The following is an 18,677-nucleotide window of genomic DNA, read 5'->3' on the forward strand; positions in this document are numbered from 1 at the left end:
TACTTTTATTATACTTCTTAATTTTAAGAGTTTTCCTGAAATGACTAAAATTTTAATTACTGGCGGTGCAGGTTTTATAGGATCACATGTAGTTCGCAGGTTTGTAAACAGCTATCCAAAATATGAAATTGTTAATTTAGACAAGCTAACGTATGCTGGTAATCTCGCTAATTTGGCAGACATAGAGCATTTACCAAATTACAAGTTTATTAAAGGAGATATAGTTGATGCTATTTTCTTAGAAAATTTGTTTGCAGAAGGACAATTTGATGCTGTTATTCATTTAGCAGCTGAAAGCCATGTAGATCGTTCTATCACAAACCCACTGGATTTTGTTATGACAAATGTAGTGGGAACTGTAAATTTATTAAACGCAGCCCGCAAACATTGGCAAGATGACTTTGTGAATAAACGCTTCTACCACGTATCTACCGATGAAGTATATGGATCATTAGGAGAAGATGGTATGTTTACAGAGACTACCCCTTATGATCCTCGTAGCCCCTATTCAGCTTCAAAAGCAAGTTCAGATCATTTTGTTAGAGCCTATCATGAAACCTACGGTTTGAACACAGTTATATCTAATTGTTCGAACAACTACGGTTCTTTCCATTTTCCGGAAAAACTTATTCCGCTTGCAATCAATAATATAAAAAGCAACAAGCCTATCCCCGTTTATGGCAAAGGAGAAAATGTTCGTGATTGGCTTTGGGTAGAAGATCATGCCCGAGCTATTGATGTCATTTTTCATAAAGCAGCACCAGGTACAACTTATAATATTGGCGGCCATAACGAGTGGAAAAACATCGATTTAATTCAGCTGTTATGCAAGATAATGGATGAAAAGTTAGATCGAGTACCTGGAACCTCTGCCAAACTTATTACTTATGTAACCGATAGAGCTGGCCATGATTTGCGGTATGCCATCGACTCAACCAAATTGCAGCGGGAGTTAGGTTGGTCGCCAAGTTTACAATTTGAAGAGGGCTTGGAGAAAACTGTAACATGGTACCTACATAATGAAGAGTGGCTTGAAGGCATTACTTCAAGAGATTACCAGGCATACTATAACACACAATATAATAGATAAGATGGAAGTAGTTCATACTCACCTAGAGGGGTGCTTTGTTATTAAACCCGCTGTGTTTGATGATCCAAGAGGATACTTTTTTGAAAGCTTCAATGAAGAAAGGTTTAACAAAGCAGCAGATTTAGCTATACATTTTGTCCAGGATAATCAGTCGTTCTCTAGCTATGGGGTATTAAGAGGCTTGCATTTTCAGAAGGGGGAGCATGCGCAGGCAAAACTGGTGCGTGTACTGCAGGGTGAAGTACTGGATGTTGCCGTTGATATAAGAAAAGGGTCGCCTACTTTTGGGAAACACTTTTCTGTGGTGCTTAGTGCAGAAAACAAATTGCAGCTTTTTATACCACGCGGTTTTGCACATGGTTTTGTGGTATTAAGTGATGTAGCAGAGTTCTTTTATAAGTGTGATAATTATTATAATAAGGCATCAGAAGGCGGTTTGCTTTACAATGATGCAGATTTGAACATCAACTGGCACTTACCACTTGCAGATATACTTGTGTCTGATAAAGACAAAATCAATTCATCCTTTTCTGAATTAGAAAACTCCTTATATGCTTAACATTATTGTTTTCGGTGCCTCTGGTCAATTAGGCCATTGTCTTAAAGCTGTTGCTCAGGAACGTGCCCTGCAGCATATTTTCTTCCTTCCGGAAGAAAATGCAAACATATTGGATATAGATTCTTTGGATAAGATATTTGAAGAATATAAGCCAGCTTATTGCATTAACTGTGCAGCTTATACGGCTGTAGATAAAGCTGAAGACGAGATCGAACTTGCCAGAAGAATTAACCGAGATGGTGTAGAAAATCTGAGCAGGTTCTGTGAAGTTTACGATACTACTTTAATTCACGTATCCACAGACTTTGTTTTTTCCGGCAACAGCTACCAACCTTTATCAGAGACAGATGAGGCCGTACCTATTAGCATATACGGCCTTACGAAACTGGAGGGTGAACAAGTTATACCTACCTATACTGATAAATTTTTTGTGCTCAGAACAAGTTGGCTGTATTCTGAATATGGTAACAATTTTGTCAAAACTATGCTAAGGCTTGGAAAGGAGCGTGAGCAGTTAAGTGTTATTTGGGACCAGGTCGGAACTCCGACATACGCAATTGATTTAGCGGGCTGTATATTTACTATAATAGAATCTGGAAGTACAGCATTTGGGATATACCATTACAGCAACGAAGGACTTACATCCTGGTACGATTTTGCTCAATCCATTTTTGAAATAAGTAATACAGCTGTAAAGGTATTGCCTATTCGTACAGCAGAATATGTTACAAAGGCTAAACGTCCTGCTTATTCAGTAATGGACAAATCTAAAATCAAAAGGGCACTCCAGATTGAGATCCCTCATTGGAGAGAAAGTTTAGAAACCTGTATCAACCGATTATAAAATATGAAAGGAATAGTTCTTGCCGGTGGCTCCGGAACCCGATTACACCCGCTTACTTTAGCAGTAAGTAAACAGTTGATGCCTGTGTACGATAAGCCGATGATATATTACCCCTTATCTACACTTATGCTGGCCGGAATCAATGAAATCCTTATCATTTCTACTCCTCACGATACACCACAGTTTCAAAAGTTATTAGGGGATGGTACTAGTATTGGGTGTAAGTTTAGCTATGCCGTGCAGGAAGAACCGAATGGCTTGGCACAGGCATTTGTAATAGGGGAAGAGTTTATTGGAAAAGACAAGGTTGCACTAGTACTTGGAGATAATATATTTTATGGTTCGGGAATGAGCAAATTACTACAGCAAAATAACGATCCTGATGGAGGGGTTGTATATGCTTACCATGTGCAGGATCCTGAACGTTATGGTGTTGTTGAATTCGATGATGAACTTAAGGCAGTATCTATTGAGGAAAAACCAAAGGAACCAAAGTCACATTATGCTGTTCCTGGCTTATACTTTTATGATAACGAAGTAGTAGAAATTGCAAAAAATATTTCGCCTAGCAAGCGTGGGGAATATGAGATTACAGATGTTAATAAAGAATACCTCCGCCGTGGTAAACTAAAAGTCGGAATATTGGATAGGGGTACAGCTTGGTTAGATACAGGTACTATTCAATCTCTGATGCAGGCAGCTACCTTTGTACAAGTAATTGAAGAAAGACAAGGACTTAAGATTGGAGCTATTGAAGAAGTAGCTTATCGTATGGGGTTTATAAATGCGATCCAGCTAAAGGCAGTTGCTGAACCATTAAGGAAAAGTGGATATGGAGACTATTTGTTATCTTTAATTTGATATTTATACCAAAGAGCCTGTTAAAAAGGTAGTTATTTTGTTTTATATCTAAATAATAGCCTTTTTCACAGGCTCCAGTACTCTTAATAGCCAAATATCTCGCCACTTAAACCTGTTCTTCTCCTGAACCTGATTTATGGTTGTTCAACATCCTCTCTAGAAGCGCGTTCTTCTCCCGTTCACTTTGAAGTAATGCATCGTATAACTCTACAATCTTCTCAATTGGATTAAAATTATATTGGGTGAACTGACCTACTGCATTATCATTCATCGTTTGAATATGAAAGCTGACGCCTTCGCTATCGAAGTTACGGATGGCATCGGCCGGTACGCCCAGTGCCTGCGCTACTTTCTGTAAGGTTGGCTCGTCCAGTTCTTCTTCCTGCTCAATCCGGGAAATGTTCTGCTGGGAATAGTTTAGGTTCTGAGCCAGCGTAGCCTGCTTTATTCCCAGAGCTGTTCTGATCCGCCGGATGTTGTCGCCTACATGTATGTGCCGGTTTCTAGTTGTCGTTTCCATATTCTTAATTTACAATTTCGGAAATCAAGGTGCAAGGCTAATTGCTTGTATAAAACCACTTCGGAATTGTTTTATACAAATGTACCACATTTTATATAAAGGTTTTATAGCGCAGGTTCGTGTTGTAGTGATACAGCTTCATTGCTCATATAATTATATCACCCTAAAGATATAACATCCGCTACATATATAAAAGCCTGATGCCCCTTTCCTGGCACTCCAACTTTCCTTTTGTCATCTCGATGATAGGAGAGATCTGAGACTGCAGGCAAATGAGCGGCATATCTCAGATTTCTCCCCAGTGTTCGCAATGACAAATATGAATAATCTAAAGCCTAATACCTGGCATCTAATCCTTAAAAATCATAATAACGGTTAATCAAATCTGTTTTGATGCCGAAGTAGATGATGTGTGCCGTGTTATTTACTTGTGCGGAGCTTTCCCGGCGAAAAGTATAGCCAGCCTGCAACTTCAGGTGTGTACGTGGGTTTAGCAAATAGCTGAGTGTAGGTCTGAAGTAAATAAAATCTGTCCGGACACCCTGGCCTGTCCGGTGGTCTCTGCTCCACTCCGGGCCTTCGGGTTCGGAAAGGAAAATGTTCTTGCCAAAGTTGGCGCCGGTGGAGTCGGTACCGTAGCGTGACCGGTTGAACAGGGCATTGGCTTCCCATCTTTTATACCTGTAGCTGCCCGTTAACACCAGTTCCCTGAAATTAGCGCCGAATGGATGTGCCAGTGGCTCATTAAAGTGGGTGTTGCTTAAGATACGGGTGCGGTGCCCGTGTATGTAAGGCCGGGCCTCGTTATATTCTGCCTGCAGGTACAGGTTTTGCACGCCAAAGGCATGAAATCCTTTCAACCCTAACTGAAAAGCGTACTTCTGGTTAATATGGCCCCGGTGCTCCTCGATAAACAGGTCGTCTATGACGAACTGCCCATAGGCATTGTACCGGTTCAGAAAGGTATGCCGCAGGTTAAGCCCCATCATGGAGTTGCCGGGAGAGCCCATATTAAAGTTCGCCGAGTTCATATAGATGATCGGGTTCAGGTAAGCCAGCTCAATACCTTTTACGCCGCTGTGCCGGGAAGACCAAAGCATTGCCTGAAACAGGCTGATGTTCCATGTCGGGCTGGGCAGGAACGAGAGGTACTGGTAGGAAGCGTACTTTTTCGGGTAAGGCTTGTCTGACAGACCATCGCTGGCATCCACAAACTGGGTCCATAGGTTCGTATATTTTATCTTCCAGAAGGTCGTATTTATTTTGAAGAAGGGATAGCTGTAGGCATAATCCGACAGGAAAAGGGAACGGTAGCCATCGCCGAAGAAAAGCTTGTCGTGGCCTGCCTGTATGTTAAAATATTCGCTGGGGGTGTAGCTGATATAGCCCATGGGGAGGGTATACAGCCAGTCGCGGCTGTCGTTGGTACGACTGGCCCGGCCCTGCCCGGGTGCCATACCCCGCTCTTGAGTATAAGCATCCAGGTACCCTGGAAACCGGGACCAGTTTTCATACAGGGCTGCATAAAACGAGAGCTTAGGCGTCAGGTCGCCCTGCAACTGCACGCCAATTGTATTAGTATATACCAGGCCGGTGCCGCTTGCGTAACCCGGTCTTATGTCGAGTAAAGGATCGGCTGTAATAAATGCATTTCCACGCCGATAGGGGAGCAGGTGCTCCTGGAAAAGCTTGCGGTAGAGCCAGGAACGGTTCGGCTCGTTGGTGTTACCATACCGGGCATCCATGAGTGAATCCACGGCCACACCTTCATCTTCTATTTCTTGCTGCAGGAAAGGGCGTATGGAACTGTGCAAGGGTTTGTTTTGCCTCATCAGTTCGCCCTCCACTACCCGGTTATGTTCCTGCTGCAGGGGCAGGTTTCGCTGCTGTGCCGCAGCAGTACCTGCCGCCACTAAGAAGGAGAGAAAAAGTAAAATAGGTTTAGGCATGTGTGCTGAGTGCTAGGCTGCTACGAAAATAAGTATACAATTGCTGTAATTTATAAAATTCTATAGAAGCAACTTGTATGCTTCTGCGTCAGGGCCCTGCTTCGTCTGTTTTGGCTGTGATCTTACAGGTAGATTCCCTGAAGCCCCTGAAGGCTTTTAAATTTAAGAACTTTTGGAAAGTATGGCATAAATAAGCAATTTCGATGAAATTTTCCAATTTAGTGCTAACTTGCTTTAGCATTACTACGCGCGCCAAATGACATACAAATACTCTACATTCTTTAGGTGGGTGAATGTAGCTATAGATTTCATTCTTTTAAATGTATCCCTGTATACCTGTTTTCTGATAGAAAACCCGGATTTGCTTTGGAAGAATGTAAATGAAAAATATGCCTTAAATTTTGTTCTCTTAAACCTGATATGGTTTTATTTCTCCAGCATCAATAAGCTGTATGAGAATATCTTTAAGCGTGATTCCATCCCTACCATCAGAACAACCATTGTATCGCTGGCGCTTTTTGCCATAGGAAGTGTTACTTTAAAGATTGTACTTCCCCAGTTCAATTTGTCAACCGTCTTTCTCACCTATGCAATTACCTTATTTGCGGGATTGGTATTAAGTTGGAAGATTGTATTCCTGCTTTTCAGAAGGCCGAGACGCAGGTCCCTTATCAAATATAAAAAATTAGTAATAGCCGGCGCAGGCCCGGTAGGAAGAGATCTCTATAATCATGTTAAGGACAATACCCAATTAGGCTACGAGGTGGTAGGTTTCTTTGATGATGATTTATCTTTAAAAGAAGAAGGGTTACCTATTTTAGGGAAAGTAGAGGACTGTGTAGCTTATGCAAAAGCGAATAACATCGATTCCATCTATTGTGCATTACCAGACAGTGCGCTTGCTAAAATCAGGAAGCTGATGAAAGATGCCGACAAAAGCCTGATTCGCTTTAGACTGGTACCCGATGTGAGAGATCATTTTAAAAAGAATTTTATGGTGGAGATGTACGGGCACCTGCCGGTATTAACACCCAGAAATGAACCGCTGGAGGATAAAGCCAACCAGGTGATCAAACGTGCCTTTGATATCTTTTTCTCTGTTTTCGTGATCGTCTTTCTGCTGAGCTGGTTAATTCCGATCATTGCCATTATTATTAAACTGGATTCCAAAGGACCTGTTTTCTTTAAACAACTTCGCTCCGGCAAAGACAACAAACCTTTTCATTGCCTGAAGTTTAGAAGCATGACGGTAAACAAAGATTCTGATAGTAAGCAGGCAAGTAAAGGTGATGCCAGAATAACGAAAGTAGGAGCCTTTATACGAAAAACCAGCATAGATGAATTACCCCAGTTTTTTAATGTGCTGATGGGGGATATGTCAGTGGTTGGCCCAAGGCCACACATGCTGAAGCACACACAGGACTACTCGCAGCTGATAGACAACTTTATGGTTCGGCATTTCCTGACACCCGGTATCACAGGCTGGGCGCAGGTGAACGGCTACAGGGGTGAAACAAAAGAAACAGACAGTATGGATAAGCGGGTGGAATACGATATCTGGTACCTGGAGAACTGGTCGCTACTCCTTGATCTCAAAATTATATTCTTGACGGTATGGCAAGCCATTACAGGCGATGAGAATGCCTTTTAGTTGGGATGAACAAGTTCCCCTTGCGTTGGAGTACCGGAACTACGAATAAGTCCCCCTTAGAAGGGGGTAGGGGGATGACTTGCCTGTAAAGTGGTAGTTAAGGTGCTACAGGTTATGAACAGGATACAACCTTTATCTACTTAACTTTTAGGATACTTAATAATTTATTTAACTGCGGTAAATCATCCCCCTACCCCCTTCAAAGGGGGACTTTGGGAAATGCCGCTTTTTTATTGAAGGACCCTGCTACCCCAAAGGGGACTTTGTTTCACCTACTTCAACTTTTCTATCTGCTCTATCGGTAGCCCGGTTGTTTTTGATATGATGGTTACGGCTATTCTGTTTCGGAGTAGCTCCTTTGCTATTTCTATAGCTTTTTGATGCTTTCCCTCTTCTCTCCCCTCTTCCCTGGCTGTATCCAATGAGTTTTTCAGGTCACGGTAATATTTTAAGCTGTCTTCGTAGGAGCGGATTTGTTCAGGTGTGAAACGAGCTATCTCTGCTGCCTCAAAAAGCTTCTCAAACACGCGTTCCCTCAGCTTTTCCGGCACCCGGTCCAGCCTGTTAAGGTTGCGCAGTACATAAAGCCATTTGTCGAACCTGCTCTCCAACTCATCCACTGTTTTATTAAATTTAGGCATCTCCAGGTAAATGAAGGTGAGCTTGTCGTAGAACACTTTCTTTGTTTCTGTATCCGTTAGTTTAATATCATACCGGAACTTACCCGGTTCTTTCTTGTCCTCATCAAATATAAAGTCCAGGATGGCGATGGTATAAACAGCTTTCAGCTCATAGTTCCAGTCGGCCCTTTTAGCCTGCTCGCGAATAGGAAAAGTGGAGTAGTAGACGGTTCTGTCCTTGAAGAAGTTCTGCTTTGTCTTTTGTAGTTCTACAATAAATTTTTCGCCTCTTTCATTCTCGCAGTACAGGTCGAAAATAGCCTTCCTGTCCAGTTCGCCTGTTCCCAGGTGCTCGCTTTTCAGGTAGGTCAGGTCTGTGATTTCTCCCTGCTCTTCTTTTAGAAGTACATTGAGAAAGTCCAGTAGTAAATCTTTATTAGGTTCTTCGCCGAACAATTTTTTAAAGCCATAGTCGGTGAAGGGATTAATATATCGTTCTGCAAATTCAGCCATCGTTCCTGCCTTTAAATGGTATTCAAAGATACACATTTGGCGGATATATCATTCAGAAAGAAGTTACACACCTTTTGGAGACATTGTAGCAGGACCAGAGGATAAGGCTTCGTGCTGCTTGTTGATAGTATATTGAAATATAATTTTCTAATTTAGAGCCGCACTTTAGCAGAAACCAACACACTCCAAGTGCCATGCAGATACGCTGTATGCTGGTAAAGTGGTAGTTAAGGTGCTACAGGTTAGGGGCCGGATACAACCTTTATCTATTTAACTTTTAGGATACTTAATAATTTATTCAACTGCGGTAAATCATCCCCCTATCCCCTTCGAAGGGGGACTTTGGGAAATGCCGCTTTTTTATTGAAGCACCCTGCTACCCTTAAAGTGGGCTTCTTAACATATATGCTACAAATATGAAAAAGACTTTTTTATACCTTTCGCTCTCCATCGTGACGCTAGCCTCTGTACAGGCACAGCAATTGTTCCTGCCTCTGCAGCAGGAAAGCAGCAGGGTGGTAGAGGGAGAGTTGATAAAAAGGAATAAGAACCTGCACAGCTCTATACGGCCCTATTTGCAAAGCGATATCGAAGAGCAGGGCGTAGCTGTTGATTCTTTAATGGATGCCTGGTATTCGAATGCAAAGGAGGAAGACCGTTCCTGGCTCTACCGCAAGCTTTTTCAGGAGCATTTGCTGCAGTACAAAGACGATAAAATTAATATTTCTGCAGACCTCTTATTTGATATAGCGCCAGGTTATGAAAAAGGAAAAGGACTTATTTTTAGCAATACAAGAGGAGTACAACTACAGGGGAACCTGGGCAAAAAGTTTTCTTTTTATACAGCGCTTTACGAGAACTTATCCCGCTTCCCGGGCTATGTAGATGCCTATACAAGGCAAAGAAGAGTAGTGCCTGGTCAGGGATTTGCCAGGCCTAAAAACGGCAACCAGGATTGGGATTATGCGCTGCCTGTTGGTTATGTCAGCTTCACGCCGAATGAGTACTTTAACTTTCAATTCGGGCAGGATAAAAACTTTTTAGGCGATGGCTATCGCTCGTTAATCCTATCGGATTTTGCCTATAGCTATCCTTTCTTCAAGATTAATACCACCTTCTGGAAAATTAAGTACACCAACCTCTGGACGCAGTACATGGATATCAGCAACGGCTTTGTAGGTCCGCGCTATCCTAAAAAGTATGCTACCTATAATTACCTGTCGTTCCTGCCGAGCCCTAAATGGAACATTAGTATCTTTCAGTCTATGATCTGGGGACCTGATTCTGGCAGTGATGGTTCAGTAGAACTGGCTTACCTGAACCCGATCATCTTTATGAATGCCGTAAACTTTAATATGGGCTCACCGGGCAATTCTATGATGGGAGCAAACTTAAGGTATAATTTCCTGAACAGGTATTCTGCGTATGGTCAATTTGTGCTGGATGACTTTAATATTGAAAAGCTATTTGAAGGGAGCGGCTTTTTTCAGCAGAAAGTGGGGTACCAGCTAGGCTTAAAAGCGTTTGATTTGTTTGGTATTCCGAATATGTATGCACAGGCTGAGTATAATCATGTGAGGCCCTATGTTTACGGACATAAGCTGCCTTCGCTTAATAATGCCCATTACAACGAGCCATTGGCGCATCCGTTTGGTGCAAATTTCAACGAGTTAATCCTGATCGGAGGCTATAGAATCAGGAGGTTCGATTTGAACACAAAGTTTAACATATCCAGGTACGGTGCGGATGCAAATGGTATACACTACGGCAAGAATATCTTCTTATCAGATTACGATGCGCCGGGAGGAGAATTTACTTTTGGCAACTACACAGGCCAGGGAGTAGCTACAAACTTCTACTACAACAACTCTACCCTCAGCTATCTGCTAAACCCCAGAACAAACATGAAACTGCAGGCTGGTTATACCTTCCGCCGAGAGAGCTCTTCCCTGGTGAACTCCAACGCCCACATCGTTTACTTCGGCATCAAAACTGACCTGATCAACAGGTATTACGATTTTTAAAAGAGCTGGGAGCTAAATATGCGGAGAGTTATGAAGCTCTGAGTAACGCTCCATTAAGGCAAAAAAAGACCCTGAAGCTTCGTTGAATTCCTTTAGAAAATTATTCAAGCAAGGAGAAAATTGTCCCCCTTTGAAGGGGGTGGGGGGATGATTACAATAGCAGAGTAATTTTTAGAATTGCCGGAGTAAGTGCATAAAAGGCTGCTCCTGTTCTTACCCTGTAGCAACTGAACTACCACTTTAGAGGCAAGTCATCCCCCTGCCCCCTTCAAAGGGGGACTTTTGGCCCCCCTCAAAGAAGGGCACTAAAAACTACAAAGCCGGCAGCACTTTGCCGCTTACTTCACCGAAACCGATTCGGATGCCGTTGCGCTCACCGTAGCCGCGCATGATAACCGTATCGGCATCGTGCAGAAACTTCCGCTCTGTGCCATCTGATAAGACAAGAGCCTGTGTGCCGCGCCAGGTTAGCTCAAGCATAGAGCCATAAGAGCCCTTCTCTGACCCGCTTATAGTGCCTGAAGCGTACATATCGCCAATTTGTATGTTGCAGCCATTGCTGCTCTGGTGGGCCAGTTGCTGGTGCATATTCCAGTACATATACTTATAGTTCGACCGCGAGACGAGGTTTTCTGCTCCATCTTCAGGTTGAATGAACACCTCCAGGTGAATATCATAATTATGCTCCCCGGCAAGCTGCAGGTATGGCAGAGGCTTCGGATCTTGTTCCGGTCCTTTTACTCTAAATGGCTTTAAGGCATCCAGCGTAACCACCCAGGGCGAAACAGAGGAAGCAAAGCTTTTCGCTAGAAAGGGCCCCAAAGGCACATACTCCCAGGTTTGTATATCACGGGCAGACCAATCGTTGAAAAGCACCAGGCCAAATATGTAATCTTCGGCTTCTTCAGGAAGTATACTTTCGCCATGATTTGTTTCACGTCCGGTAATAAAGGCCACTTCCAGTTCAAAATCTAATAAGCGGGTTGGGCCGAAGGCTGGAGCAGGTTCATCTGGCGCTTTTGTTTGCCCATTAGGTCGGCGAACGGGTGTGCCGGAAACTACAATAGAGGAAGCGCGGCCATGGTAACCTATCGGAATATGCTTCCAGTTTGGTAGCAGTGCATTCTTAGGGTCGCGAAACATCGTGCCTACATTGGTGGCATGCTCTATACTGGAGTAAAAGTCGGTATAGTTGCCAACTTTTACTGGCATTAGCATCTGCACCTCGCTCATTTTTAACAGGCACTTCTCCATCAGCTCCGGATTACCGCATATTTCGTCGTTGTTGTTGCGCAGTAAATCAGAAACCCTGTTCCTGACGGCGCGCCAGATCGGTTTTCCCTGGGCAATAAAGTCGTTCAGGAATGGACGGTTAAAAACAGTGGGATCAATATCAATCAGCTCGAACATATTATACTGCCCCAGTACACACAGGTCCAGTACATAATCGCCTATAGCTACTCCAACCCTTGGCGTTTTGGTATGTGTTTGAAAAATACCAAACGGGAGATTTTGTATCGGGAAATCGCTGGTAGGGGAAATTTCGATCCAGGAATGCAGGGTAGGGTCGTTCGCTCTGAGCATAGGCTTATACAGGAGGTTCTAAACAAATATAAGAAATTAGGGGAGGAACGGAAAGAGCGGAGGCCCCAAAAGTCACGCTTGGTGGCAGGAGCCTGCAAGAAAGTAGGTGGTGGCTTCAAAGGGGGACTTCTGCATTACTTCGTGCTGTAGCCGTATGCAAAAAATTTATCTTAAACCAGTTATCTATAAAGCGGACGTAAAAAAGCGGGAGAGGCAAACTATATTGCCTCTCCCGCTTTTTTATGGTGGTTCAGATGTTTTCTATGCTAACGGCGTAACATTTACCGCTTCCACAGATTTTATTTCCGGAATGGCTTTTAATACCGATTGCTCCACGCCTGCTTTCAAGGTCATGGTAGACATAGGGCAGGAGCCGCATGCACCTAAGAGCTCGAGTTGAAGAACCATGTCTTCTGTTATTCCCAGCACCTTTACGTTGCCGCCATCAGCTTCCAGGTAAGGCCTGATCTGATCCAGAGCGCCCTCTATGCGGAGTAAGAAATCGTTGTCTACGTTTATGGCTGCCATGTGCATTAACTTTTAATTTCTACAATTTGTGTTTTGGCCAATGTCGCGTTACGAACAGAAATCTGCTGGGCAACGGCCTGGGCTAACTCTTTGAAAACACCGGAAGCAGGAGAATCGTTCTGTAAAATAACAGGAGTTCCTGCATCACCGCTTTCACGGATGCTCTGTACCAGCGGAATTTGTCCTAAAAGAGGTACCTCATACTTATCTGCCAGCTGCTGGCCACCGCCTTCACCGAAAATGAAGTATTTATTTTCAGGAAGCTCGGCAGGTGTAAAATAAGCCATGTTCTCCACAATACCTAAAATGGGTACGTTAATTTGAGGCTGTCGGAACATCTGCAGTCCTTTCATGGCGTCTGCCAAAGCTACTTTCTGAGGAGTAGTGACAATAACAGCTCCCGTTACAGGCAGCGCCTGCACCATGGTCAGGTGAATGTCAGAAGTGCCAGGCGGCAGGTCCAGCAGCAGGTAATCCAGGTCTCCCCAGTCTACATCAGAAATAAATTGCTTCAGGGCAGAGCTTGCCATCGGGCCTCTCCAGATAACAGCACCGTCGGCCGGTGTCAGGAAACCGATCGACATCATTTTGATGCCGAATTTCTCTATCGGCACAATATAATTCTTGCCGTGGTCGCCCTGTACCATACCTGGCCGGTCTTGTTCGGCACCAAACATAGTCGGAATAGAAGGACCGTAAATATCGGCATCGATCAGGCCTACACGTGCGCCGGATTCTGCCAGGGCAATAGCCAGGTTGGTAGTGACAGTAGATTTACCTACACCACCTTTGCCTGAAGCAACCGCAATAATATTTTTTACGCCACCTACAACCGCTGCATTATCGGTGCGGGCTGAGGTAACGCGCGATGTCATGTTCACAGTTACTTCGGCCTCTTTATCTACCATCATATGGATGGCGTTCACGCAGGCATTGCGTATCATGTCCTTAAGCGGACAGGCCGGTGTCGTCAGGATAACAGTAAAGCTAACCTGCTTCCCTTCTACCTGCACATCCTCTACCATGTTCAGGGTGACCAGGTCTTTGCCAAGATCCGGCTCCTCTACATAGCTGAGGGCTTTTAATATATCTTCTTTCGTAATCGCCATAGTTACCTGCAATAAATTTGCACTACAAAGATACGGATTAAATTTTTAATGCGGCAGAGCCGGTATATTGATAATTGTGATGAAGTGATTGATAATACCGATGAGAGTATATTACAAATGATTGTAAGAACTTTTAGAGTAGAGAAAACCTGGAACACGCAAGCGGATGAATGAGGGCACTTTTGTTTTTCCCTACAGGATTAGCTTCAAACGGGAACAAATGAATCAGTTACAAAAAATAGCTGCTGAATGGAAGGAAGGAGCTGATTATACGTAAGAAGGAGTAATATGACGCAGATAAAAGTAGTACAGGGAGATATTACAAAGCAGCAGGTAGATGCCATTGTAAATGCAGCAAACAGCAGCCTGTTGGGAGGCGGTGGGGTAGACGGTGCCATTCACAGGGCAGGCGGACCAGCTATACTGGAGGAGTGCCGGCAAATAAGGGCCAGGCAGGGAGGTTGCCCTACAGGAGAGGCCGTGATAACAACAGCAGGGAAGTTGCCTGCAGCATACGTTATTCATACAGTAGGGCCGGTCTGGCAGGATGGTACGCAGGACGAACCCGCGCAGCTGGCCAACTGCTACCGGAACAGCCTGAGAATAGCCTCCGAAAAGCATTTGCAGTCGATTGCTTTTCCGAATATCAGCACGGGTGTTTACGGTTATCCAAAAGACAAAGCCGCTGCAGTGGCAGTAGAAAGTGTGCGGGAGTACCTGGAAGAGCATGCTACCAGCCTGCAAAGCATCATATTCGTATGCTTCGACGAACAAAATTTTAAGTTGTACGGGGAGCTTTTAACGTAAAACAGTTGAGGTTCCTGTACCACATCTGTTATCTTTGCAATCCCACAAGTAAAAAATTACCCTTATGTCCCTGATTCCAAAAGAAACCGTCGATCAGATTCTAGCGCAGGCTGATATTGTGGAGGTGGTCGGCGACTTTGTGTCGCTGAAGAAGAAAGGGCAGAACATGTGGGCCTGCTGTCCGTTTCACCACGAAAAATCTCCTTCTTTCTCGGTTTCTCCTGCCAAAGGCATCTACAAGTGCTTTGGGTGCGGTAAGGCGGGTAACTCGGTGCAGTTTATCATGGATGTGGAAGGCTCCAGCTTCCCGGAGGCGCTGAAGTACCTGGCGAAGAAGTATGGCATTGAGGTGCCCGAGGAGGAAGCACCAGAGTTTACAGCGGAGCAAAGCACACGCGACAGCCTCTACATTGTTTCAGACTTTGCGAACAAGCATTTTCAGCAGAACCTGCAGCAGCACGATCAGGGCAGTATAGGGCAATCCTACCTGAAGCAGCGCGGCCTGAGCCAGCAAACAATAAAGAAATTTGAACTGGGCTATAGTTTGGAAGCCTGGTCTGACCTGACGGATTCAGCCTTAAAAGCAGGCTATCAGCAGCAATACCTGGAGGCAACCGGCCTCACAGTGGCGAAAGAAGACAAGCGCTACGACAGGTTCAGGGGCCGTGTCATGTTTCCGATACACAACATTTCGGGTCGTGTGGTCGGTTTCGGAGCCCGTATTCTGAAGTCCAACGATAAGAAGAGTGCCAAATACCTGAATTCGCCGGAATCGGAGATTTACCACAAGAGCAATGTGCTGTATGGCCTGTACCAGGCAAAGCAGGCTATCCGGATGGAGGACAGGTGTTACCTGGTAGAGGGTTACCTGGATGTGCTTTCGCTGCACCAGGGCGGTGTCGAAAATGTGGTGGCTTCTTCGGGAACATCGCTTACCGAAGGGCAGATAAAGCTGATCAGCCGTTATACCCAAAATATAACGGTTCTCTACGATGGCGATGCAGCGGGTATCAAAGCTTCCTTGCGCGGGATTGACCTGATCCTGGAGAATGGGCTGAATGTGGAGGTGGTTACCTTTCCCGAAGGGGAAGACCCTGACTCGTACATTCAGAAAGTAGGCGATGCCGCCTTTAAAACCTACCTGCAGCAGCAAGCCAAAGACTTTCTTACGTTTAAAGCCAGCCTCTTTGCCGCGGAATCGAAGCATAACCCGGTGAAGAAAGCGGAAGCTATACGGGAAATTGTTTCCTCTATTGCCAGAATTCCGGATGCCATTAAGCGTACGGTATTCTTCCAGAGCTGCAGCCTGATATTTGAGATTGACGAGCAGGTACTGATTTCGGAGTACAACAAAATGCAGCTGCAGGACAGGCAGCAGCCCCCGAAAACAGGATCTCCCGATGATTTTATTCCGCCATCGCCAGTAGAAGAGGAGCAGGAGAAGCCGGTATCCGATGCCGACATGCTCAAACGCTATGAGCGGGAAATTGTACGGATGCTGCTCAACTATCCGGATCGTTTGCTGGACGATGGCCTGACGGCAAGCCAGTATATCCTGGAGCAGTTGGAGGATGTGGAGTTCCGAACACCGCTCTACATCAGGATTGTGGATGTGGTAAAGGAAAGGCTTAACCAGGGTGTAGTACCCGGTGCCGATTTTTTCATCAATTACCCTGAGCAGGAGGTCAGAACCGAAGCAACCAACCTGTTGTCAGAGAAGCACGAACTCAGCCATAACTGGGAAACACACCAGATCTTTGTTCCACACGAAACCGACCTGCTTTCTTACGGGGCCGAACGTGCCGTATTGCGTCTGAAGTGGCGCAATGTGCAGCTCTTGCTGAAAAATGAAATGGAGAAGCTTCGCCTGGTAACCGACCCCACGGAGCAGGACAGGCAACTGACGCTTATCCGCTCCCTGAAGAATTTTGAAAACCAGCTGTGCGAGATGCTGGGGATTGTGATTAATTAGCTTTGGAGCTTCCCAAAACCCGGTAGGTTTTCTTAACCTGCCGGGTTTGCCTTGTGGTATTAAAAAGTCCCCCTTAGAAGGGGGTAGGGGGATGACCTGCCTGTAAAGTGGTAGTTGAGTTGCTACAGACTTTGGCTCCTTCTTTATGGAGGGCCTCAACTCTCAAGGGTGGCTTTTACAGCATCAAACTTAAGATTTAAAGTAATAATCCATAGCCATGCACAAGTCCCCCTTCGAAGGGGGTTGGGGGATGACTGCCTGTGAAGCGGTGTACCAGCTGCTACGGGCTAGGAACGGTATCTGAATTCTCCTACGCTCCGGCACTCATAAGTTTTTCTGCTCCTGTAATCATCCCCCAACCCCCTTCAAAGGGGGACGAAGTTCTTCTTTGAAAAAGGTAAGCCTTGATTATATTTCCCTCTCAACTTTTCCCACCTATAGGTGTTCAGAAGATAACTAAATACCCGGTGACACAGAAAGTCCCCCTTCAAAGGGGCCTTCACCTTGTATTTAAAGATACGCTTCCAACTAAATTCAATTCTTCCCTGCTTTCAACTTTTCCGCTGCTGTAGGTGTTATTGAAATAAAGTTTCAATACGGGAGAAACTTATTACTTTTGTGCCATTATGCAGGATAGATAGCTGTCCTGTATAAGGCTGTTAAAAATAATAGATATGGAAAATAATCCGAAAGAAGACTTAAGGCCTTTCGATACTATAGAAGCTGCGATAGAAGATATTCGTCAAGGCAAAATCGTGATTGTGGTAGACGACGATGATCGCGAAAACGAAGGAGATTTTATCTGCGCAGCAGAGAAAGTAACTCCTGAAATCATCAACTTTATGGCGACACACGGGCGTGGGCTGATTTGCTGCCCGCTTACCGAAGAGCGTTGCGATGAACTGGGGCTGGAGCTGATGGTTGGAAAGAACACTGCTCTGCACGCCACTCCTTTCACCGTTTCGGTAGACCTGATCGGGCATGGCTGCACCACCGGTATTTCTGCTTCCGATAGAGCTAAGACCATTTTAGCACTTGTCGATCCTGCTACAGATCCTGATTCACTGGGCAAACCAGGCCATATTTTCCCGCTTAAGGCAAAGAAAGAAGGCGTTATCCGCCGTGCAGGCCATACCGAAGCGGCCGTCGATCTGGCTCGCCTGGCTGGTCTGGCTCCGGCTGGTGTGCTCATCGAGATCATGAACGAAGACGGAACGATGGCCCGTTTGCCTGACCTGGTAAAGGTGGCGGAGAAGTTCGACCTGAAGCTCGTTTCTATCAAGGACCTGATCGAGTACCGCCTCCGGAAAGAAAGCCTGATAGACCTGGAGATTGTGGTGCAACTGCCAACCGACTTTGGCAATTTTGATCTATACGCTTTTACACAGCGTAGCAACGGAGCAAAACACCTGGCATTGGTAAAAGGAACATGGGAACCGAATGAACCGGTGCTGGTACGGGTGCACTCTTCCTGCGTAACGGGCGATATTTTTGGCTCCTGCCGCTGCGACTGCGGGCCACAGCTACACGAAGCCATGCGCATGGTGGAGCGGGCCGGGCAAGGCGTAATTGTATACATGAACCAGGAGGGCAGAGGCATCGGCCTGATAAATAAACTGAAGGCTTATAAGCTGCAGGAGCAGGGCCTGGACACAGTAGAGGCCAATCTGGAGCTGGGCTTCGGAATGGATGAACGTGACTATGGCGTAGGTGCTCAAATTTTAAGGGAGCTAAACGTAACTAAGATGAAACTAATCTCGAATAACCCTAAAAAGCGTTCTGGCTTAATGGGTTATGGATTAGAAGTCGTGGATAATGTGCCGATTGAAATAACTCCGAACGAGCATAATCAAAAATACCTGACAACAAAACGGGATAAATTGGGGCATACTATTTTGAAGAATATAGCCTTTAAAAAATAAAGATTCTTAGGGAAGTCTTATAAGGACTACCGTAGTCTGCCTGTGCCGGATGCTTGTAACAAGTATCCGGCACAGGCTTTTTTTATGGATATCACTATATAAAAATGAAACAGTTTTAAAGCGT

15 protein-coding genes are annotated in these 18,677 nt (G+C 45.0%); 9 read left to right on the plus strand and 6 right to left on the minus strand.

From position 1 onward, the window contains the following. The first annotated feature begins 40 nt into the window (after positions 1–40). The 4 genes from rfbB to rfbA are packed head-to-tail and all read left to right on the plus strand — an operon-like array spanning position 41 to position 3,354. Positions 41–1,090 carry a dTDP-glucose 4,6-dehydratase gene (rfbB, locus tag C1N53_RS00460; protein WP_137757464.1) on the plus strand — a complete coding sequence of 350 codons (1,050 nt, stop codon included), beginning with the start codon at positions 41–43 and terminating at the stop codon, positions 1,088–1,090. 1 nt (position 1,091) lies between these two features. Beyond that, positions 1,092–1,649 (plus strand): dTDP-4-dehydrorhamnose 3,5-epimerase, encoded by a 558-nt coding sequence (gene rfbC, locus C1N53_RS00465; protein WP_137757465.1) that lies wholly within the window; start codon positions 1,092–1,094, stop codon positions 1,647–1,649. After that, entirely contained in the window at positions 1,642–2,493 is an 852-nt protein-coding gene (gene rfbD / locus C1N53_RS00470) for a dTDP-4-dehydrorhamnose reductase (RefSeq protein WP_137757466.1), read from the plus strand. Before rfbC ends, rfbD begins: the two co-directional genes overlap by 8 nt. A gap of 3 nt (positions 2,494–2,496) precedes the next feature. Continuing rightward, positions 2,497–3,354, plus strand: coding sequence for a glucose-1-phosphate thymidylyltransferase RfbA (gene rfbA / locus C1N53_RS00475; RefSeq protein WP_137757467.1), 858 nt, complete (start codon positions 2,497–2,499; stop codon positions 3,352–3,354). 106 nt (positions 3,355–3,460) lie between these two features. Here rfbA and C1N53_RS00480 read toward each other — a convergent pair whose 3' ends face one another. Together C1N53_RS00480 and C1N53_RS00485 are read right to left on the minus strand one after the other, a co-directional pair. Then, on the minus strand, positions 3,461–3,874 hold the full coding sequence (locus C1N53_RS00480) for a helix-turn-helix domain-containing protein (protein ID WP_137757468.1): 414 nt from the start codon (positions 3,872–3,874) through the stop codon (positions 3,461–3,463). A 356-nt stretch (positions 3,875–4,230) separates the two neighbouring features. Beyond that, the gene (locus C1N53_RS00485) at positions 4,231–5,823 is read right to left on the minus strand and encodes a hypothetical protein (RefSeq protein ID WP_137757469.1); all 1,593 of its coding nucleotides are present in this window, start codon (positions 5,821–5,823) and stop codon (positions 4,231–4,233) included. A 256-nt stretch (positions 5,824–6,079) separates the two neighbouring features. Here C1N53_RS00485 and C1N53_RS00490 point away from each other — a divergent pair, with 256 nt between their 5' ends. Further along, on the plus strand, positions 6,080–7,474 hold the full coding sequence (locus C1N53_RS00490; protein ID WP_137757470.1) for an undecaprenyl-phosphate glucose phosphotransferase: 1,395 nt from the start codon (positions 6,080–6,082) through the stop codon (positions 7,472–7,474). Positions 7,475–7,746: 272 nt separating this feature from the next. Here the strand turns inward: C1N53_RS00490 and C1N53_RS00495 are convergent, their stop codons facing one another. Next, positions 7,747–8,607: an Rpn family recombination-promoting nuclease/putative transposase gene (locus C1N53_RS00495; protein WP_137757471.1), complete on the minus strand. Its 861-nt coding sequence runs from the start codon at positions 8,605–8,607 to the stop codon at positions 7,747–7,749. A 416-nt stretch (positions 8,608–9,023) separates the two neighbouring features. On the opposite strand from C1N53_RS00495, the gene C1N53_RS00500 reads away from it, so the two are divergent. After that, a complete protein-coding gene (locus C1N53_RS00500) occupies positions 9,024–10,631 on the plus strand; it encodes a hypothetical protein (RefSeq protein WP_137757472.1) in 1,608 nt (535 codons plus the stop codon). Positions 10,632–10,943: 312 nt separating this feature from the next. On the opposite strand, the gene fahA is transcribed toward C1N53_RS00500, so the two are convergent. The 3 genes from fahA to C1N53_RS00515 all read right to left on the minus strand — a co-directional run bounded on the left by fahA (position 10,944) and on the right by C1N53_RS00515 (position 13,852). Then, complete coding sequence (fahA, locus tag C1N53_RS00505; protein WP_206077596.1) at positions 10,944–12,215, minus strand: fumarylacetoacetase; 1,272 nt, start codon at positions 12,213–12,215, stop codon at positions 10,944–10,946. 261 nt (positions 12,216–12,476) lie between these two features. Next, entirely contained in the window at positions 12,477–12,743 is a 267-nt protein-coding gene (locus C1N53_RS00510) for a NifU family protein (protein ID WP_137757473.1), read from the minus strand. A 5-nt stretch (positions 12,744–12,748) separates the two neighbouring features. Continuing rightward, positions 12,749–13,852, minus strand: coding sequence for an Mrp/NBP35 family ATP-binding protein (locus tag C1N53_RS00515; RefSeq protein ID WP_137757474.1), 1,104 nt, complete (start codon positions 13,850–13,852; stop codon positions 12,749–12,751). Between the two features lie 288 nt (positions 13,853–14,140). On the opposite strand from C1N53_RS00515, the gene C1N53_RS00520 reads away from it, so the two are divergent. The 3 genes from C1N53_RS00520 (at position 14,141) to C1N53_RS00530 (ending at position 18,553) form a co-directional block, all read left to right on the plus strand. Next, positions 14,141–14,659, plus strand: a complete 519-nt coding sequence (locus C1N53_RS00520; protein ID WP_137757475.1) for an O-acetyl-ADP-ribose deacetylase — start codon at positions 14,141–14,143, stop codon at positions 14,657–14,659. Positions 14,660–14,723: 64 nt separating this feature from the next. Then, positions 14,724–16,631 carry a DNA primase gene (dnaG, locus tag C1N53_RS00525; protein WP_137757476.1) on the plus strand — a complete coding sequence of 636 codons (1,908 nt, stop codon included), beginning with the start codon at positions 14,724–14,726 and terminating at the stop codon, positions 16,629–16,631. Positions 16,632–17,305: 674 nt separating this feature from the next. After that, a complete protein-coding gene (locus tag C1N53_RS00530) occupies positions 17,306–18,553 on the plus strand; it encodes a bifunctional 3,4-dihydroxy-2-butanone-4-phosphate synthase/GTP cyclohydrolase II (RefSeq protein ID WP_137757477.1) in 1,248 nt (415 codons plus the stop codon). The last annotated feature ends 124 nt before the right edge of the window (positions 18,554–18,677 follow it).

Origin of the sequence: Pontibacter sp. SGAir0037 (assembly GCF_005491705.1) — a bacterium.
GTDB lineage: Bacteria > Bacteroidota > Bacteroidia > Cytophagales > Hymenobacteraceae > Pontibacter.